We start from the raw sequence: 24,754 nt of genomic DNA on the forward strand, positions 1-24,754 counted from the left end.
TCCGTCCATCCCCCCGCCCTAGGGTGACCGGCATGCGCCCGAGAACCCTACGTACCGCCCTCGCCACCCTCACCGCGAGCCTCGCCGCGGCGGGCTGCCTGACCGCCGCGGGACCGGCCGCCGCCGCGCGGGAGCGGCCCCCGGCGAACGCCTGCTCGCCCGCCGTCTCCCTCACCGGCTTCACCGACGCCCTCGACAAGACGACGTACGACGGCACCTACGTCGGCAACCTCTCCGCGCTCGCCCCCGACCGGCGCGGCTCCCTGGCCGCCCTCTCCGACCGGTCGCAGCTGTTCCGGCTGGACGCGCGGACCCTTCAGCCGCGCGGTGCGGTCACGCTCGCCGACGAGAACGGCGCCGCGCTGGACGCCGAGGGGCTGGTCGCCGACCTCCCCCGCTCCCGGCCTCGCCCGAGCGGGGGGACCCCCGCCGGCACCTACCTCGTCTCCTCCGAGACGGAGCCCTCCGTCCGCCGCTACTCCCCGGCCGGCGAGCTGCTCGGCCGCCTGCCCGTGCCGGACGACCTGCGCACCGCCCCCGAGGGCCGCGGCCGGGCCAACGGGAGCTTCGAGGGGCTGACGCTGCTGCCCGGCGGCCGGACCCTGCTCGCCTCGATGGAGTACCCGCTCGACGGCGACCCCGCCGACCTGGTCCGTTTCCAGACCTGGCAGCGGACGCGGCACGGCGGCTTCCGGCTCGGTGCCCAGTACACCTACCGGACCGACCCCGGCCTCGGCGTCTCCGAGGTCACGGCGACCCCCGACGGGCGCCTCCTCGTCCTGGAGCGCGGCTTCACGGCCGGCGTCGGCAACACCGTCCGCCTCCAGCTGGCCGACCGGCCCGGCCGCGGCGGTGGCGCACTGCACAAGCGGCTCCTCGCCGACCTCGCCGACTGCCCCACCCTCGGCGCCACCGCCAAGCAGCCGCAGCCCAACCCGCTCCTCGACAACTTCGAGGGGATGGCCGTCACCGGCCGCTCCGGGGGCCGCCTCGAGGTGCTGGTCGTGAGCGACGACAACCAGAACGCCGTACAGACCACCCGCTTCCTCAGGCTCCGCGTCCGCGCCTGACCCCGGCCCCGAGGAGCCCTCGCACCCGTCCTCGATTGTTGCGCCGGGATGAAATCCCCGCTCGCAGGCGTTGGTGCCTTCCGGCAGATCAGGTGAGCAGGACGACCGACCGGAGGGCACGGCGTGGACGCGCAACGGGGATGGGTACGACGACTGGCGGGGTATGCCTGGCGCAACCCCAAGGACGTCGTCCTGGCTCTCGGTGCCTCGCTGGGCGGCATGGCCGTCATGGCCTTCGTCCCGTTGATCACCAAGGTGATCATCGACGACGTGATCGGCGACAAGACCCGGGACATGGCCGTCTGGGCCGGCCTGCTGATCGGCGCCGCGCTCGTCGTCTACGTCCTGACCTACATCCGCCGCTACTACGGCGGGCGGCTCGCCCTCGACGTCCAGCACCACCTGCGCACCGACATGTACGGGACGATCACCCGGCTCGACGGCCGGCGGCAGGACGAGCTGTCCACGGGGCAGGTGGTCGGGCGGGCGACCAGCGACCTCCAGCTGATCCAGGGCCTGCTCTTCATGCTCCCGATGACCATCGGGAACGTCCTGCTCTTCCTGATCTCCCTGGTGATCATGGCGTGGCTGTCCCTGCCGCTCACCCTGGTCGCGCTGGCCGTCGCGCCCGCCCTGTGGTTCATCGCCCGCCGCAGCCGCACCCGGCTGCACCCCGCCACCTGGTACGCGCAGGCGCAGGCGGCCGCGGTCGCCGGGGTGGTCGACGGCTCGGTGAGCGGCGTCCGCGTGGTGAAGGGCTTCGGGCAGGAGGAGCAGGAGACCGGGAAGCTCCGCGAGGTCGGGCGCAGGCTCTTCGCGGGGCGGCTGCGCACGATCAGGCTGAACGCCACCTACACCCCGGCCCTCCAGGCCGTCCCCGCGCTCGGCCAGGTCGCCATGCTCGCCCTCGGCGGCTGGCTGGCCGTCCGCGGGCACATCACCCTCGGCACCTTCGTCGCTTTCTCCACCTACCTCGCCCAGCTGGTCGGCCCGGTCCGCATGCTCGCCATGGTGCTCACCGTCGGCCAGCAGGCCCGCGCCGGCACCGAGCGCGTCCTGGAGCTGATCGACACCGAGCCGGCCATCGAGGACGGCACCAAGACCCTCCCGGCCGACGCGCCCGCGACCGTCGAGTTCGACGACGTGGCTTTCGGCTACGACACGGGCGACGGGGAGCCGCGGCCGGTCCTGGACGGGCTCTCCTTCGAGATCCGCGCCGGGGAGACCCTCGCCGTCGTCGGCTCCTCCGGCTCCGGCAAGTCCACCGTCTCGCTGCTCCTGCCGCGCTTCTACGACGTCACGCGCGGCGCCGTCCTGGTCGGCGGCCACGACGTGCGCGAACTGACCCTCGACTCGCTGCGGGCCGCCGTCGGCCTGGTGCCCGAGGACTCCTTCCTCTTCTCCGACACCGTCCGCGCCAACATCGCCTACGGCCGTCCGGACGCCACCGACGAGGAGGTCGAGGCCGCCGCGCGGGCCGCGCAGGCGCACGGGTTCATCACCGAGCTGCCCGACGGCTACGGCACGACCGTCGGCGAGCACGGGCTGACCCTCTCCGGCGGCCAGCGCCAGCGCGTCGCGCTCGCCCGGGCGATCCTCACCGACCCCCGGCTGCTGGTCCTGGACGACGCCACATCCGCCGTGGACGCCCGCGTGGAGCACGAGATCCACGAGGCGCTCAAGCAGGTCATGCGGGGCCGCACCACGCTCCTGATCGCCCACCGCCGCTCCACCCTGGGTCTCGCCGACCGCATCGCCGTCCTCGACCACGGCCGCCTCGCCGACCTCGGCACCCACGAGGAGCTCCAGGAGCGCTCCGCCCTCTACCGGCGGCTGCTCACCGACCCCGACGAGCTGGGCGGCGTCTCGCCCGGCCACACCCGCCCCGCCGAGCAGACCGAGGACACCTCCGTACGGGACGAGCTGGACGCCGAGTTCGACGCCGAGCGCGGAGTCACGCCCCGGCTGTGGACCGGCGACCGCGCGCCCAAGGACACCGCCCTCGCCGGCACCCCGGCCACCCCGGAACTGCTCGCCCAGGTCGACGCGCTGCCCCCGGCGAACGGCACCCCGGACATCGACGAGGCACAGGCGGTGCGCCCCGAGTCGTCGTACGGCCTGCGGCGCCTGCTGCACGGCTTCCGCACCCCGCTGCTGATCAGCCTCGCCCTGGTGGCCGTGGACGCGGGCATGGGCCTGCTGCTGCCGGTGCTGATCCGCAACGGCATCGACGACGGCGTCACCCAGGTCGCCCTCGGCGCGGTGTGGGCGTCCTCGCTGCTCGGCCTGGTCGCCGTCCTCGCCCAGTGGGCGGCCCAGACCGGCGAGATCCGCATGACCGGGCGGACCGGCGAGCGAATCCTGTACTCGCTCCGCCTGAAGATCTTCGCCCAGCTCCAGCGCCTCGGCCTCGACTACTACGAGCGCGAGCTGACCGGCCGGATCATGACCCGGATGACGACGGACGTGGACGCGCTGTCGACGTTCCTCCAGACCGGACTCGTCACCGCCTTCGTCTCGGTCGTCACCTTCTTCGGCATCATGGTCGCCCTGCTGGTGATCGACGTCGAACTCGCCCTGATCGTCTTCGCGACCCTGCCGCCGCTGATCATCGCCACGTACTTCTTCCGCAAGGCCAGCGTGAAGGCCTACGAACTGGCCCGCGAGCGGGTGTCCACGGTCAACGCCGACCTCCAGGAGTCGGTCGCGGGCCTCAGGATCGTGCAGGCCTTCCGGCGCGAGCACGACGGCGGACGGCGGTTCGCCGAGCGCAGCGACAGCTACCGGCAGGCCCGCATCCGCGGACAGTGGCTGATCTCCATCTACTTCCCGTTCGTGCAGCTGCTGTCGTCGGCCGCAGCCGCGGCCGTGCTGGTCGTGGGCGGCGCGCGGATCGACGACGCGACCCTCACCACCGGCGCGCTGGTGGCGTACCTGCTCTACATCGACCTGTTCTTCGCACCGGTCCAGCAGCTCTCCCAGGTCTTCGACGGCTACCAGCAGGCCTCCGTCTCGCTGGGCCGCATCCAGGAGCTGCTGCGCGAGCCCACCTCGACGCGGGCCGCCGAGAAGCCGTCCGAGGTCACCGCGCTGCGCGGCGAGATCGCCTTCGAGGACGTGCACTTCCGGTACGGCGACGACGAAGCGGCCCTCACCGGCATCGACCTGCGCATCCCCGCCGGGCAGACCGTCGCCTTCGTCGGCGAGACCGGCGCCGGCAAGTCGACCCTGGTGAAGCTGGTGGCCCGGTTCTACGACCCGACCGGCGGCCGGGTCACCGTCGACGGGCAGGATCTGCGCGCCCTCGACCTCACCTCCTACCGGCACCGCCTCGGCGTCGTCCCGCAGGAGGCGTACCTCTTCCCCGGCACCGTCCGGGACGCGATCGCCTACGGCCGTCCGGACGCCACCGACGCCCAGGTGGAGGCGGCGGCACGGGCGGTCGGCGCGCACGAGATGATCGCCACGCTCACCGGCGGCTACCTGCACGAGGTCGCCGAGCGGGGCCGCAACCTCTCCGCCGGGCAGCGGCAGCTGATCGCGCTGGCCCGCGCCGAACTCGTCGACCCCGACGTGCTGCTCCTCGACGAGGCCACGGCGGCCCTGGACCTGGCCACCGAGGCACAGGTCAACCAGGCCACCGACCGCGTCGCGGGACGCCGTACGACGCTCGTGGTCGCGCACCGGCTCACCACGGCCGCCCGCGCGGACCGGGTCGTCGTCATGGACGGCGGGCGGGTCGCCGAGGACGGCACGCACGACGAACTGCTCGCCCTCGACGGGCGGTACGCACGGCTGTGGCGGACCTTCGTCGGCGCGTCCGGACCGGAGGAGCCGGTCGGCGCACTGCACTGAGGTTTTCGCGCAACCGTGCGACACCTGTCACGCGTCCGTACATCCGTACGTCGTCAGTGATCGCCCGACGGAGGGGGACCGCAGTGGGCCGGGCCGGTGCCGCAACCCGCCGTCGGCTGGCGCTCGGCACGGCCGTGCTGAGCGCCGCCGCGCTGCTCGCCGTCGCGACGCCGCAGGAGGCACAGGCCGCCACCGGGTGCGCCGGCCGCAAGGTGCGCACCCTCCACTTCGCCACCGGCTCCGTCCTGGTCCACAGACGCGGCGGCTACGTCTGCGCCGTCACCGTCCCCAAGAAGCCGGGCACCAAGCGGCAGATGTCCGTGAGCGTGCGGGCCCGCGGCGGCCGCGCGGTGGTGGACTCGGGCCGCTTCGCCTACCGGGCCGGACCGGTGACCGTGCACGCCGGAAAGCGCTGCGTGTGGGTGACCGGCAAGGTGTCCGCGTCCTCGGTCAGCTCCGGCTGGATCCTCTGCTGACCCTGGTGCTCGCGGGAGTTGCTCCGATAGCTTCCGGCGGACATCGGTTTCACAGGGAGGGTGCATGCGCAAGGCGCTCAGATGGCTGCTGGCGTTCGTGGTGCTCATAGGCACCGTCAGCACGGCGGGGGCGGCCACCGCCGCCGAGCCGAAGGCCGTCGACATCAAGGACCGGCTGCTGTCCATACCGGGCATGAGCCTGATCGAGGAGAAGCCGTACACCGGCTACCGCTTCTTCGTCCTCAACTACACCCAGCCGGTGGACCACCGGCACCCGTCCAAGGGCACGTTCCAGCAGCGGATCACCGTGCTGCACAAGGACGTGAACCGGCCGACGGTCTTCTACACCGGCGGCTACAACGTCTCCACGAACCCGAGCCGGCGCGAGCCGACCCAGATCGTGGACGGCAACCAGGTCTCCATGGAGTACCGCTACTTCACGCCGTCCCGGCCCGCCCCGGCCGACTGGTCCAAGCTGGACATCTGGCAGGCCGCCAGCGACCAGCACCGCATCTTCAAGGCCCTGAAGCCGGTCTACTCGGAGAACTGGATCTCCACCGGCGGCTCCAAGGGCGGCATGACCGCCACCTACTACGAGCGCTTCTACCCGCGTGACATGGACGGCGTCGTCGCCTACGTCGCCCCCAACGACGTGGTGAACAAGGAGGACTCGGCCTACGACCGCTTCTTCGCCCGGGTCGGCACCGAGGAGTGCCGCGACAAGCTCAACGGCGTGCAGCGCGAGGCGCTGGTGCGCCGGGCGCCGCTGGAGAAGAAGTACGCGGCGTACGCGGCCGACAACGGCTACACCTTCGACACCATCGGCAGCCTCGACCGCGCCTACGAGGCCGTCGTCCTCGACTACGTGTGGGGCTTCTGGCAGTACAGCACCCTCGCCGACTGCGCGGACATCCCGGCCGACGCGAAGAACGCCACCGACGAGGCGATCTGGGACTCCGTCGACACGATCTCCGGCTTCTCCGCCTACACCGACCAGGGCCTGGAGACCTACACGCCGTACTACTACCAGGCGGGCACCCAGCTGGGCGCGCCGACCATCCACTTCCCGCACGTCGAGAAGAAGTACATCCGCTACGGCTACCAGCCGCCGCGCAACTTCGTGCCCCGCTCGATCCCGATGAAGTTCGAGCCGTGGGCGATGCGGGACGTCGACAACTGGGTGAAGCACAACGCCCGGCACATGCTGTTCGTGTACGGCGAGAACGACCCGTGGGGAGCCGAGCCCTTCCGCCTCGGCCACGGCGCCCGTGACTCCTACGTCATGACCGCGCCCGGCATGAACCACGGTGCGAACGTGGCCGGTCTGGTGCCCGACCAGAAGGCCCTGGCCACGGCCCGCATCCTGGACTGGGCGGACGTCGCCCCCGCCAAGGTCCAGGAGGACCCGTCGGCGGCCAGGCCGCTGGCGGCCTTCGACGCCAAGCTGGACGAGCGGGACGTCGAGCGCGAGTCGGCACTGCGCCCGTAAGGGCGGGACCGACTCCGCGAAGGCGGGCTGTGCCCGGCCGCTCACAGCGGCCGGGCACAGCCCACCGGGCGTTCGCCGCCGAGCCGGACGTACAGACCGGTCGAGGCGGGGCAGTCCGCCCGGTCGGCGACCGCCTCGACCACCTTGAACCGGGGTGCCTGCCCGGCCCCGCCGTCGCAGACGGCCTCGCGGACCCTGCCGGCGCCGATCTCGCGGACGCAGTCGCCGACGATCGTGCGCGGGCCGCCCCCGCCGCCCGGATCGCCGGGGTGCGGCGGCCGCAGCTTGCGCATGCAGGCGTACCCCCGGGGCACGGCCCCGTCGCCGTCCTCGTCGGCGGCCGGCCGCCGTTCACTGATGTGCAGGACGAAGTCGGTGGTGGCGGGGCACGGCGGACCGTTGCGCGCGCGGCCGTCCTCCCGGGCCACCACCCGGGCCGCGGCCCGCTCGCTGTCGCAGGGCACCTCGGTGGGGGCGACCGTGCCGAACGAACTGCACTCGTCGACCGCCAGGAACACCTCGCCGTACCCGGACGGCAGCGCCCGGGCCGCCGACGAGTCCGCCACCTCCCCCTGCCCCGACGGGACCTGGCAGCCCGTCAGCAGTACGGCGCACAGCAGGGCGTGCACCACCCCCGCGGCTCCTCGCTCACGCATCGCCGTCCCCCCGGATTCCCCGGTCCAGCGTGGCCCGCCGGAGCGGGCGCACGCCAGACGCGCGGGAGGCTTCGGGCCCGGTCGCCGGGAGCGCCCCCGGCGCGCGTCGTAGGCCGCGCTACGCCCGGCCGCGGCGGGACCGCGCCCCGGCTAAGACGGACCGTCACCCGGCCTACGACGGACCGCCACCCGGCCTACGGCCCTGCCTGCGACCCGGCCTACGACGCAGGCTGCGACACCGGACCGCGCCCCGGGCTACGACCGGTAGGCCAGCCCGTGCCCGAGCGGGAGGAGCACCGTGTCCGGATCCTCCGCCCGCACCACCGGCACCGGCAGCTTTCCGCGCGGCCGCACCCGCCCGGCGATCACCCGGGCCGCCGCCCGTACCTCCACGTCGGTCCAGGAGTAGGCGGCGAGGAAGGCGGGCACGCCGGGCAGCTGGGCGACGTCGTACGGGTTGCGGACGGCGACCGCCACGACCGGCCTCCCGGTCTCCAGCAGCCGCGTGACCAGGGTCCGCTGGCTGCTGCCCGCGGTCACGTTGTACGTGGCGACCACCACCGCGTCGGCGTCCCCGGCCGCCGCGACGGCGCGGTCGATCACGGCGGCGGAGGGCGCCGTGCCGGTGGACAGCGCGGTGGCCGTGAAGCCCAGCTCCGTCAGCGCGCCCGCGAGTACGCCGGTGGGCGGCCCGGTGGTGCCCGACGGCGAGGCCGGGTCGGCGCCCACCACCAGCAGCCTGCGGTGCTCGCGGCGCGAGAGCGGCAGCAGCGCCCCTTCGTTGACCAGCAGCGTGGTGCTCCGCTCGGCGATCCGGTCGGCCGCGGCCAGGTGCGCCCGGGTGCCGACGGTCCGGTCGACGTCCCGGCGGCTGGTGTACGCGTCCCGGAACAGCCCCAGCTTGGCCTTCAGCCGCAGCACCCGCAGGATCGATTCGTCGAGCCGCGCCTCGGTGAGTTCGCCCTCCCGTACGGCCGTCAGGACGGCGTTCCAGGCGAGCGGCAGGTCCGGCGGGTTGAGCAACTGGTCGACACCGGCCTTCAGGGCCAGCACCGGCACCCGCGCGTCGCCGTACTTCGTGCGTACGCCCTGCATGCCGAGGGAGTCGGTGACCACGACCCCGTCGTAGCCCAGTTCCTCGCGCAGGATGCCGGTGAGGATGGGGCGGGAGAGGGTGGCCGGGTCGCCGGAGTCGTCGAGCGCCGGGACCACGAGGTGGGCGGTCATGATCGCGTCGATGCCCGCCTCGATCGCGGCGCGGAAGGGCGGCGCGTCCAGCCTCTCCCACTGCTCCCGGCTGTGCGTGATCACCGGGAGGCCGGTGTGGCTGTCGGTGGCGGTGTCGCCGTGCCCGGGGAAGTGCTTGGCGCACGCGGCGACGCCGGAGCGCTGATACCCCGTCACCTCGGCCGCCACCAGCCCCGCCACGGCCTCGGGGTCGGCGCCGAAGGACCGTACGCCGATCACCGGGTTGGCCGGGTTGACGTTCACGTCGGCCACCGGCGAGTAGTCCTGGCGGATGCCCATGGCGTGCAGCTCGGCGCCCGCGACCCTGCCGAGGGTGCGGGCGTCGGACCGCGACCCGCCCGCGCCGACGGCCATCGCGCCCGGGAAGAGGGTCGCCGGCTCGCCCACGCGAGCCACTATCCCGTACTCCTGGTCGGTGGAGACGAGCACCGGGAGGCCGCGCGGCTGCTCCAGGGAGGCCTTCTGGATGCCGTTGGACAGGTCGGCGATCTGGTGCGGGTCGCGGGTGTTGTGCGCCCAGGCGAAGTAGATGATGCCGCCGACCCGGTACCGGGCGACCAGCTCGGCCGCGGTGCGGACGCCGATCTCCTCCATATTGGCGTCGATGTCGGCCTGGTCGGGTTCGGTGGCGGAGTGGCCGTAGACCCGCATGACGAAGAGCTGGCCGACCTTCTCCTCCAGCGTCATGCGGGAGATCAGGCCGCGCAGCTTGTCGTCGTCGGGCCTGCGGGCGTCGGCGTACGCCGTGCCGCCCCCGGCCGCGAGGGCCGCGGTGACGACCGCCGTCGCGGCGAGGACGGTACGTCTGGAGGGCTGTGCGGTGCTTCCCGTGCCGGCCGTGCTGCTGTGGTGCACGTGCGCTCCTTCCGGAGGGCTGGTGAAGGAAACTGCCAAGGAGTCACCAATATCCGGGAAGTTTCTGCCAGTCAAGGGACCGCACAGGAGTCGCCCGAAGGGAGCCGGGGCACCCGGCGGGGGCCCGAGTGCGGCCAAGCGCTCAGAAGGCGCTTGCTCCTGGGGCCCCGTCGGGCGGGCGGCCGGCGCGGGGTCAGGCGGGGGCGGCGGCCTGGCGCGGCGGGCCGGTGCGGGTCGCGATCGTCGGCCAGTGGGCGCGGAGGGTGCGGACCGTTTCCGCGATGGCCGGGCGGCGGGCCGCGCCCGTGCGCCACAGGGCGTACAGGCGGCGTACCGGCATCGGGTCGAGCGGGACCTCGACCACCCCCGCGGGCAGGGGGCCGCGCCCCAGCCGGGGGATGAGGGCGACGCCGAGGCCGGCCGCGACCAGTGCGACCAGGGTCGGGTTCTCGTCCGCCTGGTGGACGATGTCCGGCTCGTGCCCGGCGCCCCGCAGCGTGCGCATCAGCCAGTCGTGGCAGACCCGGCCGGGCGGCTGGCAGATCCACCGCTGCCCGCCCAACTCGTCCCGCCGCACGGCCGCCCGGCCCGCGAAACGGTGACCCTCGGGCACCAGCAGGTCGCACAGGTCCTCCCCGATCGAGGCCTGCTCGACCCCGGCCGGGGCCGGCAGCGGGGCGATGTCCCAGTCGTGCGCCACCACCAGGTCGACGGCCCCCTTGGCCACCAGGTCCACGGACAGGTGCGGGTCGACCTCGGTGAGCCGCGCGTCCAGCGCGGGGTGGCGAACCGCCAGGTCGGCCAGCACGGACGGCAGCAGCCCGCGCGCCGCCGACGCGAACGCGGCGATGGTCAGCCGCCCCGACGGCACCCCGCGGCGCTCCTCGAGCCGGGTCTCGGCCCGCTCCACGAGGGCCAGCAACTCCGCTGCCGTGGCCGCCAGTTGCCACGCCTCGTCGGTGAGCCGCACGCCGCGGCCCTCGCGCTCCAGCAGCACCGTCCTGGTCTCCCGCTCCAGCTTGGCGATCTGCTGCGACACGGCGGACGGTGTGAAACCCAGCGCGGCGGCGGCCGCCCCGACGGTTCCGTGCACGGACACGGCGTGCAGGGCGCGCAGCCGCTGGAGGTCGAGCATGACGGCTCCCGGGGAAAGGGACGGAGGACGATTGAACAGCGATGCTTCATCCAACCATGCAGTAATCATCGCTGGTGCTACACGGTCCGTCCGGTCGATGCTCGACGCATGCGACCTTCCCACCTCCTCCTCGCCGTGCTCGTCGCCGCCGTCTGGGGCGTGAACTTCACGGTCATCGAGATCGGCCTCGACCACTTCCCGCCGCTCCTGTTCTCCGCCCTGCGCTTCCTGGCGGCCGCGCTGCCCGCCGTCTTCCTGGTGGGCCGCCCCAAGGTGGCGTGGAAGTGGATCGCGGCGGTGGGGCTGGTGCTGGGCGTGGCCAAGTTCGGCCTGGTCTTCGTCGGCATGGACGCGGGCATGCCGGCCGGCCTGTCGTCCCTCGTCCTCCAGATCCAGGCGGTGTTCACCGCGGTGTTCGCCGCCGCGGTCCTCGCCGAACGCCCCTCCCGCGTCCAGGCCCTCGGCATGCTGGTCGCGCTGGCCGGCATCGGCGTGGCGGCGCTGGACGAGGGCACCTCGGGACCGCTGGGCGCGTTCCTGATGGTCGTCGGCGCCGCGGCGGCCTGGGGCCTGTCCAACGTCCTGACCCGCAAGGCGTCCCCGCCCGACGCGCTGAACTTCATGGTCTGGGTGTCCACCGTCCCCGTACTCCCCCTGCTGGCCCTCTCCCTGCTCACCGAGGGCCCCGCCGAGGACCTCGCGGCCCTGCGCGCCCTGGACTGGCAGGGAGCGGGCACGATCCTCTTCGTCGCCTGGGTCTCGACCGTCTTCGGCTTCGGCGCCTGGGGCTGGCTGCTGCGCCGTCACCCCGCCTCGACGGTCGCCCCGTTCTCCCTCCTGGTCCCGGTCTTCGGCATGTCGTCGGCGGCCCTCTTCCTCGGCGAGTCGGTGACCCCCCTGCGCTGGTGCGCGGCGGCCCTGCTGGTGGGCGGGGTGGCGCTGACGACGCTCACCCCCGCACGCGGACGCGGGCCGCGGCTGACCGTCCGCACCTCCCCGGAATTCGCTGGACGGCTCCCCGCTCCGGCTGAAGAATCCGTGCGGTGACGTTCACACTGAAGGGCCCGGTCCTCGAAGGCACGCTGGTACGACTGGAGCCGCTGGACCACCGGCACGCGGCCGACCTGGCGGTGGCGGCGGAGGAGGACCGCGGCACCTACGACTTCACCTCGGTACCGAGGACCGACGAGGTCGGCGCCTACATCGACGCCCACCTGGCCACCGCGGCCACCGGAAGGCTGGCACCCTACGCCCAGGTGTCCCTCGCCACCGGCCGTGCGGTCGGCGCCACCGCCTTCTGGGAGCCCCGCTCCTGGCTCACCGACGACGCGCTCGACGCCGTCGAGGTCGGCTTCACCTGGCTGGCCCGTTCCACCCAGGGCACGGGCGTCAACGCCGAGGCCAAGCTGCTGCTGTTCCGCCACGCCTTCGAGGTCTTCGGCGTGTCCCGCGTCGACCTCAAGACCGACGCCCGCAACCAGCGCTCCCGCGCCGCGATCGCGAAGACGGGCGCCCGCTTCGAGGGCGTCCTGCGCAACTGGTCCCGCTCCTGGGCGCCGGGCGAGGAGGGCCGGCTGCGCGACTCCGCGATCTACTCGATCACGGCGGCGGAGTGGCCGGGGTGCCGGGAGCGGCTGGAGCACCGGGTCCGGTCGGCTGCCGCGGCGTCCGCGCCCACGTTCACGCCGCGTCCGTGAGCAGCCGGGCGAGGTGCTCGCGCCCCTGCCCCAGCAGCTCGGGCAGCGGCGCCGCCGACTCGTACCAGCGCTTCTCGTACTCCCAGCACAGCCAGCCGTCCCAGCCGTGCCGGGACAGCACGTCCACCACCTCGGTCAGCGGCAGCACCCCCGCGCCCAACGGCAGCGGCGTGGTGTCCTCGGCGGAGGCGATGTCCTTGACCTGGACGTAGCCCAGGTGCGGGGAGAGCGCCGCGTACGTTTCGAAGGGCTGCTCCCCGCCCAGCCAGGTGTGCATCACGTCCCACAGGGCGCCGACCTGCCGGTGCCCGACCAGCCCGAGGACGCGCATCGCGTCGGCGCCCGTGCGGTGCGAGTCGTGGGTCTCCAGCAGGATGCGCACGCCCAGCTCGGCGGCGTACTCGGCGGCCGTGCCCAGCCGCCGCGCGGCCACCGCGTCGGCCTCCTCGGCGCTCTGCTCGGTCCCGCCGCCGGGGAACACCCGGACATACGGTGCGCCCAGGTCCCGGGCGAGGTCCAGCAGGCCGCGCACCTCGGCGATCACCGCCTCGTCGTCCCCGGGCGCGGCGACCCGCGCATACCCCGCGAGCCCCAGCGGCTCGACCCGGGCCGCCTTGAACTCGGCCGCCACCGCGGCCCGTTCGTCCGGACCCATGCCCGGGTGGACCGGTTCCTCCGGATGGGCGCGCAACTCGACACCGTGATAGCCGTGCGCGGCAGCGAGCCCCAGCACATCGGCCAGGGGCAGTCCGGGAACACCGAGAGTGGAGAACGCCAGCTTCATGCCCACGGAGCGTACCCGCGATCACGCGTTTTACCTGTCGACGCAGGCCGGTGAAATCGGCCCGGCCGCATGGGGGACGCCGACCGGTACCACCAGCCCGTTGGGGGTGCCCCCTCTGGGAGAGCTTGAGGACGAGGCCGTTCAGGCCGAAGGGAGGTCTGGGGGCGCAGCCCCCAGGGCGGCCACACCGACGCGGGCCCACCGTGTCAGCAACGGTCCGTTCAAGACCGCGGCCGTCCGGAGGACCCCCGTACCATCAACTCCCCCCGCACCATCGCGATTCCGCCCACCGGCGCCTCCTCCCGCCCCGTCGCGACCCGCCCCGCCCGCGCCGCCGCCTCCGCCAGCGGCAGCCGCACCGTGGTCAGCGCGGGCACCGCGTCGATGCTGAACGGCAGGTCGTCGAAGCCGGCCACGGACACGTCGTCCGGGATCCGCAGCCCCGAGTCGCGCAGCGCCGCGCACGCGCCCAGCGCGACGGAGTCGTTCGCGGCGACGACGGCGGTCAGTGTCGGGTCCCTGCGCAGCAGTTCCAGCGTGGCCTCGTACCCGGCCTGCCGGTCGTAGCGGCCGTGGACCGTCCAGCGGGGGTCCTCCTCGATGCCGTGCGCGGCGAGCGCGGTGCGGTGCCCCTCCAGCCGGTGCCGCGTCGTGGTCCGTTCCTCCGGGCCCGCGATGTAGCCGAGCCGCCGGTGGCCGAGCCCGATCAGGTGCTCGGTCAGCTCCCGGCCGCCCCCGCGGTTGTCGAAGGTGAGCGCGATCGCCCCGGTGTCCGGCGCCGGCGGCCGCCCGCACAGCACCACCCGCGTTCCGGCCTCCGTGAGCTTGCGCAGCTTGGCCGCCACGGCCGTCTGGTGGGCCTCGTCCTCCATCGCGCCGCCGGTCAGCACGACCGCCGCCGCGCGCTGGCGCTGGAGCAGCGTGAGGTAGGTCAGCTCGCGCTCCGGGGTGCCGCCGGTGTTGCAGACCACGGCGAGTCTCTCGCCGCCCGCCCGGCCGCCCGGCCCGCCGATCTCGGACTGGACGGCGCCGGCCATGATGCCGAAGAAGGGGTCGGCGATGTCGTTGACGAGGATGCCGACCAGGTCGGACGTGGCCGCCGCCAGCGCGCTCGCGGGGCCGTTGAGCACGTAGTCCAGCTCGTCGACGGCCTTGAGCACCCGCTCCCGGGTGGAGGCGGCCACCGGGTAGTTGCCGTTCAGTACGCGCGACACCGTCGCGGGGGAGACCTGGGCGCGGGCCGCCACGTCCGCCAGTGTCACCGTCATGTCCTCGTCCTCCGCATCGCGCGTGTGAGCCGAACGCCGTACCGGCTGACCTTACGGCCACCGCCCGCCGCCGTTCGCCCCCTCGAACAACTCGCCCCGGTCGCGGTCTTGTCCAGACCACCGTTCACAGGCTAGCTTCGTCCTACATAGAAAGCGCTTGCTGTACGGCTCGAACTTGATCCGGGGCTCGCGGTACGGCTCGTACGAAGGGAATGACGTGACACGCAAGACGGTGCGTATCGCCATGAACGGTGTGACCGGGCGCATGGGCTACCGCCAGCACCTCGTCCGCTCCATCCTGGCCCTGCGCGAACAGGGCGGGCTCGACCTCGGCGACGGCACCGTGCTGTGGCCGGAGCCGGTCCTGGTCGGCCGCCGCGAGCACGCGCTCAGGGCGCTGGCCGAACGCCACGGACTCGACCACGTCTCCACGGACCTGGACGCGGTCCTGGCCGACGACACCATCGACCTCTACTTCGACGCCCAGGTGACCTCGGCCCGCGAGGAGGCGATCAGGAAGGCGATCGCCGCGGGCAAGCACGTCTACACCGAGAAGCCCACCGCCACCGGCCTGGACGGCGCCCTGGAACTCGCCCGCCTGGCGAACGCGGCCGGCATCAAGCACGGCGTCGTCCAGGACAAGCTCTTCCTCCCCGGCCTGCTCAAGCTGAAGCGCCTCATCGACGGCGGCTTCTTCGGCCGGATCCTGTCGGTGCGCGGCGAGTTCGGCTACTGGGTCTTCGAGGGCGACTGGCAGGAGGCGCAGCGCCCGTCCTGGAACTACCGCACCGAGGACGGCGGCGGCATCGTCGTCGACATGTTCCCGCACTGGGAGTACGTCCTGCACGAGCTGTTCGGCCGCGTGAAGTCCGTCCAGGCCCTCACCGCCACCCACATCCCCGAGCGCTGGGACGAGAAGGGCAAGCCCTACGACGCCACCGCCGACGACGCCGCGTACGGCGTCTTCGAACTCGACGGCGGTGCGATCGCGCAGATCAACTCCTCCTGGGCGGTCCGCGTCCACCGCGACGAACTGGTCGAGTTCCAGGTCGACGGCACCGAGGGCTCCGCCGTCGCGGGACTGCGCAACTGCCGCGTGCAGCACCGCTCGGCCACCCCCAAGCCGGTCTGGAACCCGGACATCCCCGCCACCGAGGTCTTCCGCGACCAGTGGCAGGAGGTCCCGGACAACGGCGAGTTCGACAACGGCTTCAAGGCCCAGTGGGAGCTGTTCCTGCGCCACGTCTACGCCGACGCCCCCTACCACTGGGACCTGCTGGCCGGCGCCCGCGGCGTCCAGCTCGCCGAGCTGGGCCTGAAGTCCTCGGCCGAGGGCCGCCGCCTCGACGTACCGGAGATCGCGCTGTGACCCTCCACCTCCCCGACGCGCACGGCGCCCTGCGCGCCTACGAACCGCGCACCGAGCCGCTGCCGGCGCTCCGGTCGGCCCCGGGAAGCGCTTTCACCTCCCGTACGGTCTTCTCGGCCGCGCACGTCGTAGCCGACCCGTACGCCGACACCAGCCCCGACGGGCCCGCCGCCGTCGACTGGGACGCCACCCTCGCCTTCCGCCGCCACCTGTGGTCCCACGGGCTCGGCGTCGCCGAGGCGATGGACACCGCCCAGCGCGGCATGGGCCTGGACTGGGCCACAGCCGCCGAGCTGATCCGCCGCTCCGCCGCCGAGGCGAGGACGACCGGCGGCCGCATCGCCTGCGGCGTCGGCACCGACCAGCTGACCGCGACCACCGGCACCACCCTCGCCGAGGTCCGCGCGGCCTACGAGGAACAGCTCGCCGTCGTCGAGGCGTCGGGCGCCCGGGCCGTCCTCATGGCCTCCCGCGCCCTCGCCGCCACCGCCGAGGGCCCGGACGACTACCTGGAGGTCTACGGCCACCTCCTGCGCCAGGCCGCCGAACCCGTGATCCTGCACTGGCTGGGCCCGATGTTCGACCCGGCGCTGGAGGGCTACTGGGGCTCGTCCGACCTGGACGCGGCGACCGACACCTTCCTGGAGGTCATCGCCGCCCACCCCGACAAGGTCGACGGCATCAAGGTCTCCCTCCTGGACGCCCGGCGCGAGATCGACATCCGCCGCCGCCTCCCGCAGGGCGTCCGCTGCTACACCGGCGACGACTTCAACTACCCGGAGCTGATCGCGGGCGACGAACAGGGCTTCAGCCACGCCCTGCTCGGCATCTTCGACCCGCTGGGCCCGCTGGCCGCCGAGGCGGTCCGCGTCCTCGACACCGGGGACACGGACGGCTTCCGCGCCCTGCTCGACCCCACCGTGGAACTCTCCCGCCACCTCTTCCAGACCCCCACCCGCTACTACAAGACGGGCGTGGTCCTGCTGGCCTGGCTGTCCGGCCACCAGAGCCACTTCACGATGGTCGGCGGCCTCCAGTCGGCCCGCTCCCTGCCGCACCTCGCCCGCGCCTACGAACTCGCGGACGGACTCGGCCTGTTCCCGGACCCGAAGCTGGCCGAGGAACGCATGCGGAACCTGCTGAGCCTCTACGGAGTGACCCGATGAGCGACCCCGGCCTCACCCGCTTCAGCATCAACCAGATGACCGTCAAGCAGCTCTCCCTGCCCGAACTGACCGCAGCCTGCGGCGAACTGGGCATCGGCAACGTCGGCCTGTGGCGCGCCCCCGTGCAGTCCTACGGTGTCGAGGCGGCCGCCAAGCTGGTCCGCGAAGCGGGCCTGACCGTCACCACCCTGTGCCGCGGCGGCTTCCTCACGGCCGTCGACCCCGGCGAACGCGCCCGGGCCCTGGCCGACAACCGCCGCGCCGTCGACGAGGCCGCCGTCCTCGGCACCGACACCCTCGTGCTGGTCTCCGGCGGCCTCCCGGACGGCGACAAGGACCTGCGGGCCGCCCGCGAACGCATCGCGGACGCGCTGGCCGAGCTGGGCCCCTACGCCGAGCGGCACGGCGTACGCCTGGCCATCGAGCCGCTGCACCCCATGTACGCCTCGGACCGCTGCGTGGTCTCCACCCTCACCCAGGCCCTGGACCTCGCCGAACGCTTCCCGGCCCGGCAGGTCGGCGTCACCGTCGACACGTACCACATCTGGTGGGACGACCGGGCGCCCGAGCAGATCGCCCGGGCCGGCGCGGGCGGCCGTATCCACACCTTCCAGCTCGCCGACTGGACGACTCCGCTGCCCGAGGGCGTCCTCAACGGCCGCGGCCAGATCGGCGACGGCGCGATCGACATGCGGGAGTGGAAGGGGTACGTCGAGGCGGCCGGGTACACCGGCGCCATCGAGGTCGAGCTGTTCAACGAGGGGCTGTGGGCACGGGACGGGCGTGAGGTGCTCGCCGAGACGGCGGCCCGGTTCGCCGAGCACGCGGGGGACGGGGCGCCCGGAAAATAATTCCGCCGACCCGTGCAACCCTTCCGCCCTTCGGCGGGTCGTACTTGGCATCAGAACTCCCGTGGGGGTACCTGGGGGGGAATTCCCGGGGTTCTGAAGGGGAGGGGACCCCGAGGGGGCCCGGTCGTCGACCGGGCCCCCTCAAACGTGTCCCGCACCCGGGCGGACCTCAGCGCCTCAGAAGAAGACCCCGCACCGCAGCAGCACGTTGGCGTACGGCCGCGCCTCCCCGGTGCGCACGATCAGCCGCGCGCCCGCCGACAGCTCCTTGAGCCGCTCGTGCGGGACGAGTTCGAGGGCGGGGAAGAGCCCGTCGAGCAGCGCCGCGCACTCCGCGTTCGCCTCCCGGACCTCCGCCGCCGCCGTCGCGCCCTCCACGACCAGCTCGGCCAGCAGGCCGTCGAGGACCTCCGCGAAGGACGGCACCCCGGCCCGGAAGGCCAGGTCGACGACGCGCGGCCCGTCCGGCACGGGCATGCCCGCGTCGCACACCAGGACGCCGTCCCCGTGCCCGAGTTCGGCGAGGGCGCCGGAGAGGTGGCGATTGAGTATCCCGGCCTTCTTCACAGCGCCCCGGCCTCCAGTGCCTCGGCCTCGGCCGCCGTCGGGTACGACTCCTGCGCGCCCGCCTTCGTGACCGCCGCCGCGCCCACCCGGGCCGCGTACGCCGCCGCCTCGGCGAGCGACTCGCCGGTGCCGAGCCGCCAGGCCAGCGCCGCCGTGAACGCGTCGCCCGCGCCCGTGGTGTCCACCGCCGCCACCTTCACGGACGGCACCCGGACCACGCCCGCGGCGGCCGACGCGACCAGCGCGCCCTCGGCGCCCAGGGTCACGACCACCGAGCGCGGGCCCTTGGCCAGCAGGACGCGGGCCCAGTCCTCGGGCCCCTCGCCGACCAGCGCGTCCCCGAGGAGCACCTTGGCCTCGTGCTCGTTGACGATCAGCGGGTCGCAGGCGGCCAGCACCTCCTGCGGCAGCGGGCGCGGCGGCGACGGGTTCAGCACGAAGCGGCTGTCCGGCGCGAGCGAGCGGACCACCTCCACGACCGTCTCCAACGGGATCTCCAACTGGGTGGAGACCACCCGGGAGGCGTGGAAGAGGCTCGCGGCGGCGCGGACGTCGCCCGGTGCCAGCCGGCCGTTGGCGCCCGGCGAGACCACGATGCTGTTGTCCCCGGACGGGTCGACGGTGATCAGCGCGACGCCGGTCGGGGCGCCGCCCACCAGCACACCGACCGTGTCGACACCGGCCGCCCGCTGCGAGTCCAGCAGCAGCCGCCCGTAGTCGTCGTCGCCGACCCGGGCCAGCAGGGCCGTACGGGCACCGAGCCGGGCGGCGGCGACGGCCTGGTTGCCGCCCTTGCCGCCCGGGTGGACGGCCAGGTCGGAGCCGAGCACCGTCTCCCCGGCCCCCGGCCGCCGCTCGACACCGATCACCAGGTCGGCGTTGGCCGACCCGACGACCAGCAGGTCGTAGTCGTACATCAGTCGCTCTCCGATTCGAGTGATTCCCACTGGTTCCCGCCGGGTCCCGAGGACCGGTCTCAGCCCTCGAAGCCGGCCACGTTCTCCTTGGTGACGACCTTTACGGGCACCTTCACCGTCTGCTCCACCTTCTTGTCCTCGGCAGCCCGCACCGCGTTCTGTACGGCGATCCTGCCCAGTTCCTTCGGCTGCTGCGCCACGGAGGCGTACAACGTGCCGCCCTGGACCGCCTTCAGCCCGTCCGGGGTGCCGTCGAAGCCGACGACCTGGACCGACTTGCCGGCCTTGGAACCCAGCGCCTTGATCGCGCCCAGCGCCATCTCGTCGTTCTCCGCGAAGACGCCGTCGACGTCCGGGTGCGCCTGGAGCAGGTTCGTCATCACGTCCAGGCCCTTGGTGCGGTCGAAGTCCGCGGGCTGCTTGGCGACGACCTTGATGCCCGGGTACTGCTTCAGCCCGGCCGCGAAGCCCGCCCCGCGCTCCCGGCTGGCGGAGGTGCCGGCCTGGCCCTGGAGGATGACGATGGTGCCCTTGCCGCCGAGCTTCTCGGCGAGCGCCTTGGCGCCCAGCTCACCGCCCTCGACGTTGTCGGAGGCGACCAGCGCGGAGGTGTCCGCCTTGTTGACGCCGCGGTCCACGGCGATGACCGGGATGTCGTCCTTGTTCGCCGAGCGCACCGAGGGACCGGCCGCGTCGGAGTCCACCGGGTTGACGATGACCGCGGACAGGCTGCCGCTGACGAAGTTCTGGAGCTGGTTGGCCTGCTGCGAGGCGTCGTTCTGGGCGTCCGTGACCGTCAGGTCCACGCCCAGCTTCTTCGCCTCCTCCTCCGCGCCGTTCCTGATCTGCACGAAGAACGGGTTGTTCAGCGTGGACAGCGACAGCCCTATCTTCTGGTCCTTGCCGCCGGAGGAGCCGTTGTGCAGCAGCGAGGTCGCGCCGACCACGGCCACCGCGACGACGGCCGCGATCACGTACGTGAGTGCCTGCTTGCCCCGGTTGCCGCCGCCCGACGCCCCGGCCGCCGGAGTCACCGCGCCCGCCTTGCGCCGCAGCGTGTCGAAGAGCACCGCCAGCGCGATGACGACACCGATGACGACCTGCTGCCAGAACGCCGAGACGGACAGCAGGTTGAGGCCGTTGCGCAGCACCGCGAGGATCAGCGCGCCGATCAGCGTGCCGGACGCCTTGCCGGTGCCGCCCGCGAGCGAGGCGCCGCCGATGACGACGGCGGCGATGGCGTCCAGCTCGTAGCCCTGCGCGGCCTGCGGCTGCGCGGAGGAGAGCCGGGAGGCGAGCACGATGCCCGCGGCGGCGGCGAACAGACCGGAGAAGGCGTAGATGGCGAGCTTCTGCCGCTTCACCCGCAGCCCGGACAGCCGCGCGGCCTCCTCGTTGCCGCCGATGGCGTACATGGACCGGCCGATGTAGGTCCGGCCGAGGACGAACGCGGTGATCAGGCCCATCACGATCATCACCAGCACCGGCACGGGCAGCCAGCCGCCGAGCGTGTCGCCGAGGTGCGAGACCGAGTCCGGGAAGGCGATCGGCGAGCCCTGCGAGATGACCAGCGACAGACCGCGCCCCACCGACAGCATGGCGAGCGTCGCGATGAACGGCGGCAGCTTCCCGTACGAGATGAGGAAACCGTTCACCAGACCGCACGCGATGCCCGTCAGGACGGACAGCAGCACCGCGAGCACCACCGGCATCCCGGCCTCGGTGGCGCTCCAGGCCAGCACGGTGGCCGACAGCGCGGCGACCGAGCCGACCGACAGGTCGATGCCCGCCGAGACGATGACGAAGGTGACGCCGAAGGCGAGGATCGCGGTGACGGCGGCCTGGACGCCGACGTTGAGGAGATTGTCGGCGGTCAGGAAGTCCCCGGACAGCGCCGACATGGCGATGACGAGGACGATCAGCGCGGTCAGCGCGCCGTTGTCGAGCAGCAGGCGGCGCAGCCCGCCCGTGGCGCCCTGCGCGCCCGGCTTGCTCTTGAGCGTGTCAGTGGCCACGGGAGGCCTCCGTTCCGTCCGTTCCGTCGGTGTGCGGGGAGTCGCTGGTGTGCGTGCTGACGGCGAGCGCCATCACGGCGTCCTGGGTGGCCTGTTCGGCGGGGAGTTCGCCCGCGACGCGGCCCTGCGCCATGACGACCACGCGGTCGCTCATGCCGAGCACCTCCGGCAGATCGCTGGAGATCATGAGCACGGCGGCACCGGCGGCCGTCAGTTCGTTGATGAGCTGGTAGATCTCGACCTTGGCGCCGACGTCGATACCGCGCGTCGGCTCGTCGAGGATCAGCACCTTGGTGTTCGCCAGCAGCCACTTGCCGATGACGACCTTCTGCTGGTTGCCGCCGGACAGGGTGCGCACGTGCTGCCCGAGCCCGGCCATCCGCACGCCGAGCTGCCCGGCGATCCGCTCGGCCGCCGCGTGCTGCCCCTTGAGGTCGACGAGCCCGGCGCGGGCGGTGGACCGCAGCGTGACGAGACCGAGGTTCTCCTCGACGGAGGCGTCGAGCACGAGGCCCTGCCCCTTGCGGTCCTCGGGGACGAGTCCGATCCCGGCGGCCATGGCGGCGTTCACGTCGTGCCGGCGCAGCGGCGCCCCTGCGACGTGCACGGTTCCGGCGTCGTACGGATCGGCGCCGAACACCGCCCGCACCACCTCCGTCCGCCCGGCCCCGACCAGCCCCGCGATGCCGACGACCTCACCGGCCCGCACCTCGAAGCCGACGTCGTGGAAGACACCGTCCCTCGTCAGCCCCTCCACCTTGAGCAGGGGCTCACCGGCGTCGGTGCGCTCGCGCGGGTACTGCTGCTCGATGGACCGCCCGACCATGAGCCGGACCAGTTCGTCCTCCGGCGTGGAGGCGGGCACCTGCCCGACGCTCCGGCCGTCCCGGATGACGGTGACGCGGTCCCCGAGGGCGGCGATCTCCTCCAGGTGGTGGGTGATGAAGACGATGCCGACGCCGTCCTCACGCAGCCGCCGCACGATGGCGAACAGCTTCTCCACCTCGTCGGAGGTGAGCACGGCGGTCGGCTCGTCCATGATGAGCACCCGCGCGTCCAGGCTGAGCGCCTTGGCGATCTCGACCATCTGGAGCCGGGCGATGCCCAGTTCCCGCACCCGCGCCCGCGGCGAAACCTTGACCCCGACCCGCTCCAGCAGCACCTCGGCGTCCGCGTCCATCTTCTTCCGGTCGATCATGCCGAACCGGCGGGGCTGGCGCCCCAGGAAGATGTTCTCGGCGACCGTCAGGTCGGGGACGAGGTTGAACTCCTGGTAGATGGTGGCGATCCCGAGGCGCTCGGAGTCCTGCGCACCGTGGATGCGCACCTCCTCGCCACCGGCCAGGATCCGCCCGGCGTCGGGCGTGTAGGCGCCGGAGAGCATCTTGATGAGGGTGCTCTTGCCCGCGCCGTTCTCACCGAGGAGCACGTGCACCTCGCCCCGGCGCAGGTCGAAGTCGACGCTGTCGAGCGCGACCACGCCGGGGAAGGTCTTGCGGATGCCCTCGATGCGCAGCAACTCGTCCGGACTGCGGCTGCTCACGGCGTACTCCTTTGTACGGGGGACGGGGACTGTGCGGGGTCGTCGGGGGGCTCGCCGCACGAGCGGCGCACGACGAGCCGTGCCGGAAGGGTCACGGACTCACCGGCCCGCCCCGAGATCCGCTCGACGAGCGCACGTACGGCGGCCCGTCCGAGGTCGCGGGTGGGCTGGGCGATCGCGGTGACGGGCGGATCGGTGTGCACGAACCACGGGATGTCGTCGAACGCGGCGAGCCCGATGTCCTCGGGGACCCGCAGGCCGCGTGCGCGTACGGCGTCCAGCGCGCCGAGCGCCATCAGGTTGTCGGCGGCGAAGACGACCTCGGGCGGCTCGGGCAGGTCGAGGAAGCCCTCGGTGACCCGGCGCCCGCTGCCGGCCTGGAAGTCGCCCTGGCCGATGTAGGCGTCCGGGAGGGGAAGCCCGTACGCGGCGAGCGCCTCGCGGAAGGCGCCGACGCGCTCGCGTCCGGTGGTCGTGGCGGCGGGCCCGGCGATGATCGCGAGCCGCCGGTGCCCGAGCCCGTGCAGGTGCGCGACCAGGTCCCGTACGGCCGCCCGCCCGTCCGACCGGACGACGGGCACGTCCACGCCGGGGATCCACCGGTCGACGAAGACCATCGGCGTCCCGGCCCGCGCGGCGTCCAGCATGCGCGGGGAACCCCCGTCGGTGGGGGAGACGAGGAGCCCGTCGATCCGCCGGTCAAGGAGCGTGGTGACGTGGTGGTCCTGGAGGTCGGGCCGCTCGTCGGCGTTGCCGATGATGACGCTGTAGCCGAGCGCGCGGGCCTCCTCCTCGACGGAGCGGGCCAGCTCGGTGAAGTACGGGTTCATCACGTCGCTGATGACCAGGCCGAGGGTGCGGGTCTGGTCGGTGCGCAGCGACCGGGCGACGGCGTTCGGGCGGTAGCCCAGCGTCTCGACGGCGGCCAGCACGCGGGCGCGTGCGGCGGCGCTGACCGACGGGTGGCCGTTGAGCGCCCGCGAGACCGTCGCGACGGAGACACCCGCCTCGGCGGCGACGTCCTTGATGCTCGCCATCGTCGTTCCACCTCCTCGTGGAATCGATTACACGGAGGATTGGAAACGATTACACGGGCGGATTCAAGGGGTGGGACGGCGCCGATGCCGAATCGTGACCGCCGCCCCTGCGGATCCGTTCGGGACCCGGACATGCGGGAGGGCGCCGACGGCCGGATCGCCGTCGGCGCCCTCGCGAGGCCCTGAGCCGTGACGCTCAGCTCACGGCCGCCGCGAACATCCCCGCCTCGTACGAGCCGCCCTTCTGGTGCGTGATCACGGCGAGCCGGTTGGCCGCGTTGATCATGGCGACCAGGCAGATCAGCGCGGCGACCTGGTCGTCGTCGTAGTGCTTGCGCACCAGCGCCCACGTCTCGTCGGACACGCCCTCGTGCGCGTCGGCGAGCCGGGTGCCCTCCTCGGCGAGGGCCAGCGCGGCCTGCTCGGCCTCGGTGAACACCGTGGACTCGCGCCAGGCGGCGACCAGGTGCAGCCGGACCGCACTCTCCCCGGCGGCCGCGGCCTCCTTGACGTGCATGTCGATGCAGTGGCCGCAGCCGTTGATCTGGCTGGCCCGCAGCGAGACCAGTTCCTGCGTGGCCTTCGGCAGCGGCGACTCGTGCATCAGCATGCCGATGCCGGCGAAGCGCTTCGCGAACCGACCGGCGAACTCGTTCTCGAACAGATTGAATCGGGTGTCCATGATCTCGTCCTCGTCCTCGTTCTCGGTGCCTCGGTGACGCACACAAGACGCCGCCGACCCGCACCCTGTGACAG

20 protein-coding genes are annotated in these 24,754 nt (G+C 73.1%); 9 read left to right on the top strand and 11 right to left on the bottom strand.

The genetic code is table 11. The features are described 5' to 3' along the window. Window positions 1-32 precede the first annotated feature (32 nt). The 4 genes from B9W62_RS24815 (at window position 33) to B9W62_RS24830 (ending at window position 6,890) form a co-directional block, all read left to right on the top strand. Window positions 33-1,070: an esterase-like activity of phytase family protein gene (locus B9W62_RS24815; protein WP_087809221.1), complete on the top strand. Its 1,038-nt coding sequence runs from the start codon at window positions 33-35 to the stop codon at window positions 1,068-1,070. A 123-nt stretch (window positions 1,071-1,193) separates the two neighbouring features. Then, on the top strand, window positions 1,194-4,925 hold the full coding sequence (locus B9W62_RS24820) for an ABC transporter ATP-binding protein (RefSeq protein ID WP_087809222.1): 3,732 nt from the start codon (window positions 1,194-1,196) through the stop codon (window positions 4,923-4,925). A gap of 83 nt (window positions 4,926-5,008) precedes the next feature. Then, window positions 5,009-5,401: a hypothetical protein gene (locus tag B9W62_RS24825; protein WP_087809223.1), complete on the top strand. Its 393-nt coding sequence runs from the start codon at window positions 5,009-5,011 to the stop codon at window positions 5,399-5,401. Window positions 5,402-5,465: 64 nt separating this feature from the next. Further along, on the top strand, window positions 5,466-6,890 hold the full coding sequence (locus B9W62_RS24830; protein ID WP_087809224.1) for a S28 family serine protease: 1,425 nt from the start codon (window positions 5,466-5,468) through the stop codon (window positions 6,888-6,890). Window positions 6,891-6,931: 41 nt separating this feature from the next. Here the strand turns inward: B9W62_RS24830 and B9W62_RS24835 are convergent, their stop codons facing one another. The 3 genes from B9W62_RS24835 to B9W62_RS24845 all read right to left on the bottom strand — a co-directional run bounded on the left by B9W62_RS24835 (window position 6,932) and on the right by B9W62_RS24845 (window position 10,784). Beyond that, complete coding sequence (locus B9W62_RS24835; protein WP_087809225.1) at window positions 6,932-7,546, bottom strand: hypothetical protein; 615 nt, start codon at window positions 7,544-7,546, stop codon at window positions 6,932-6,934. A gap of 255 nt (window positions 7,547-7,801) precedes the next feature. Beyond that, on the bottom strand, window positions 7,802-9,649 hold the full coding sequence (locus B9W62_RS24840) for a glycoside hydrolase family 3 protein (protein WP_087809226.1): 1,848 nt from the start codon (window positions 9,647-9,649) through the stop codon (window positions 7,802-7,804). Between the two features lie 193 nt (window positions 9,650-9,842). Beyond that, complete coding sequence (locus B9W62_RS24845) at window positions 9,843-10,784, bottom strand: LysR family transcriptional regulator (protein WP_087809227.1); 942 nt, start codon at window positions 10,782-10,784, stop codon at window positions 9,843-9,845. A gap of 108 nt (window positions 10,785-10,892) precedes the next feature. On the opposite strand from B9W62_RS24845, the gene B9W62_RS24850 reads away from it, so the two are divergent. Further along, entirely contained in the window at window positions 10,893-11,831 is a 939-nt protein-coding gene (locus tag B9W62_RS24850) for an EamA family transporter (RefSeq protein ID WP_087809228.1), read from the top strand. Further along, window positions 11,828-12,481: a GNAT family N-acetyltransferase gene (locus B9W62_RS24855; RefSeq protein ID WP_087809229.1), complete on the top strand. Its 654-nt coding sequence runs from the start codon at window positions 11,828-11,830 to the stop codon at window positions 12,479-12,481. Before B9W62_RS24850 ends, B9W62_RS24855 begins: the two co-directional genes overlap by 4 nt. Here B9W62_RS24855 and B9W62_RS24860 read toward each other — a convergent pair. Next, window positions 12,465-13,265, bottom strand: coding sequence for a sugar phosphate isomerase/epimerase family protein (locus tag B9W62_RS24860; RefSeq protein ID WP_179235653.1), 801 nt, complete (start codon window positions 13,263-13,265; stop codon window positions 12,465-12,467). The genes B9W62_RS24855 and B9W62_RS24860 overlap by 17 nt on opposite strands. Before the next feature lie 221 nt (window positions 13,266-13,486). Then, window positions 13,487-14,533 carry a LacI family DNA-binding transcriptional regulator gene (locus B9W62_RS24865; RefSeq protein ID WP_087809231.1) on the bottom strand — a complete coding sequence of 349 codons (1,047 nt, stop codon included), beginning with the start codon at window positions 14,531-14,533 and terminating at the stop codon, window positions 13,487-13,489. 217 nt (window positions 14,534-14,750) lie between these two features. On the opposite strand from B9W62_RS24865, the gene B9W62_RS24870 reads away from it, so the two are divergent. Genes B9W62_RS24870 through B9W62_RS24880 form a run of 3 tightly spaced genes read left to right on the top strand, consistent with a single transcriptional unit; the run spans window position 14,751 to window position 17,919 of the window. After that, entirely contained in the window at window positions 14,751-15,902 is a 1,152-nt protein-coding gene (locus tag B9W62_RS24870; RefSeq protein WP_179235654.1) for a Gfo/Idh/MocA family protein, read from the top strand. Further along, window positions 15,899-17,068 carry a dihydrodipicolinate synthase family protein gene (locus tag B9W62_RS24875; protein WP_087809232.1) on the top strand — a complete coding sequence of 390 codons (1,170 nt, stop codon included), beginning with the start codon at window positions 15,899-15,901 and terminating at the stop codon, window positions 17,066-17,068. The genes B9W62_RS24870 and B9W62_RS24875 overlap by 4 nt, the downstream gene beginning before the upstream one ends. Beyond that, entirely contained in the window at window positions 17,065-17,919 is an 855-nt protein-coding gene (locus tag B9W62_RS24880) for a sugar phosphate isomerase/epimerase family protein (protein ID WP_087809233.1), read from the top strand. The genes B9W62_RS24875 and B9W62_RS24880 overlap by 4 nt, the downstream gene beginning before the upstream one ends. Window positions 17,920-18,096: 177 nt before the next feature. Here B9W62_RS24880 and rbsD read toward each other — a convergent pair whose 3' ends face one another. From rbsD to B9W62_RS24910, 6 genes are all read right to left on the bottom strand, one after another. After that, entirely contained in the window at window positions 18,097-18,486 is a 390-nt protein-coding gene (gene rbsD / locus B9W62_RS24885) for a D-ribose pyranase (protein ID WP_087809234.1), read from the bottom strand. Beyond that, a complete protein-coding gene (locus tag B9W62_RS24890) occupies window positions 18,483-19,403 on the bottom strand; it encodes a ribokinase (protein WP_087809235.1) in 921 nt (306 codons plus the stop codon). The genes rbsD and B9W62_RS24890 overlap by 4 nt, the downstream gene beginning before the upstream one ends. Window positions 19,404-19,462: 59 nt before the next feature. Beyond that, window positions 19,463-21,418 (bottom strand): ABC transporter permease/substrate-binding protein, encoded by a 1,956-nt coding sequence (locus B9W62_RS24895; RefSeq protein ID WP_087809236.1) that lies wholly within the window; start codon window positions 21,416-21,418, stop codon window positions 19,463-19,465. Then, window positions 21,408-22,961 (bottom strand): sugar ABC transporter ATP-binding protein, encoded by a 1,554-nt coding sequence (locus tag B9W62_RS24900; RefSeq protein ID WP_087809237.1) that lies wholly within the window; start codon window positions 22,959-22,961, stop codon window positions 21,408-21,410. Before B9W62_RS24900 ends, B9W62_RS24895 begins: the two co-directional genes overlap by 11 nt. Beyond that, window positions 22,958-23,998: a LacI family DNA-binding transcriptional regulator gene (locus tag B9W62_RS24905; protein WP_087809238.1), complete on the bottom strand. Its 1,041-nt coding sequence runs from the start codon at window positions 23,996-23,998 to the stop codon at window positions 22,958-22,960. The genes B9W62_RS24900 and B9W62_RS24905 overlap by 4 nt, the downstream gene beginning before the upstream one ends. Before the next feature lie 196 nt (window positions 23,999-24,194). Continuing rightward, on the bottom strand, window positions 24,195-24,680 hold the full coding sequence (locus tag B9W62_RS24910; RefSeq protein WP_087812082.1) for a carboxymuconolactone decarboxylase family protein: 486 nt from the start codon (window positions 24,678-24,680) through the stop codon (window positions 24,195-24,197). Window positions 24,681-24,754: the final 74 nt, after the last annotated feature.

It is taken from the genome of Streptomyces sp. CS113 (assembly GCF_002188365.1).
Classification (GTDB): domain Bacteria; phylum Actinomycetota; class Actinomycetes; order Streptomycetales; family Streptomycetaceae; genus Streptomyces; species Streptomyces tendae.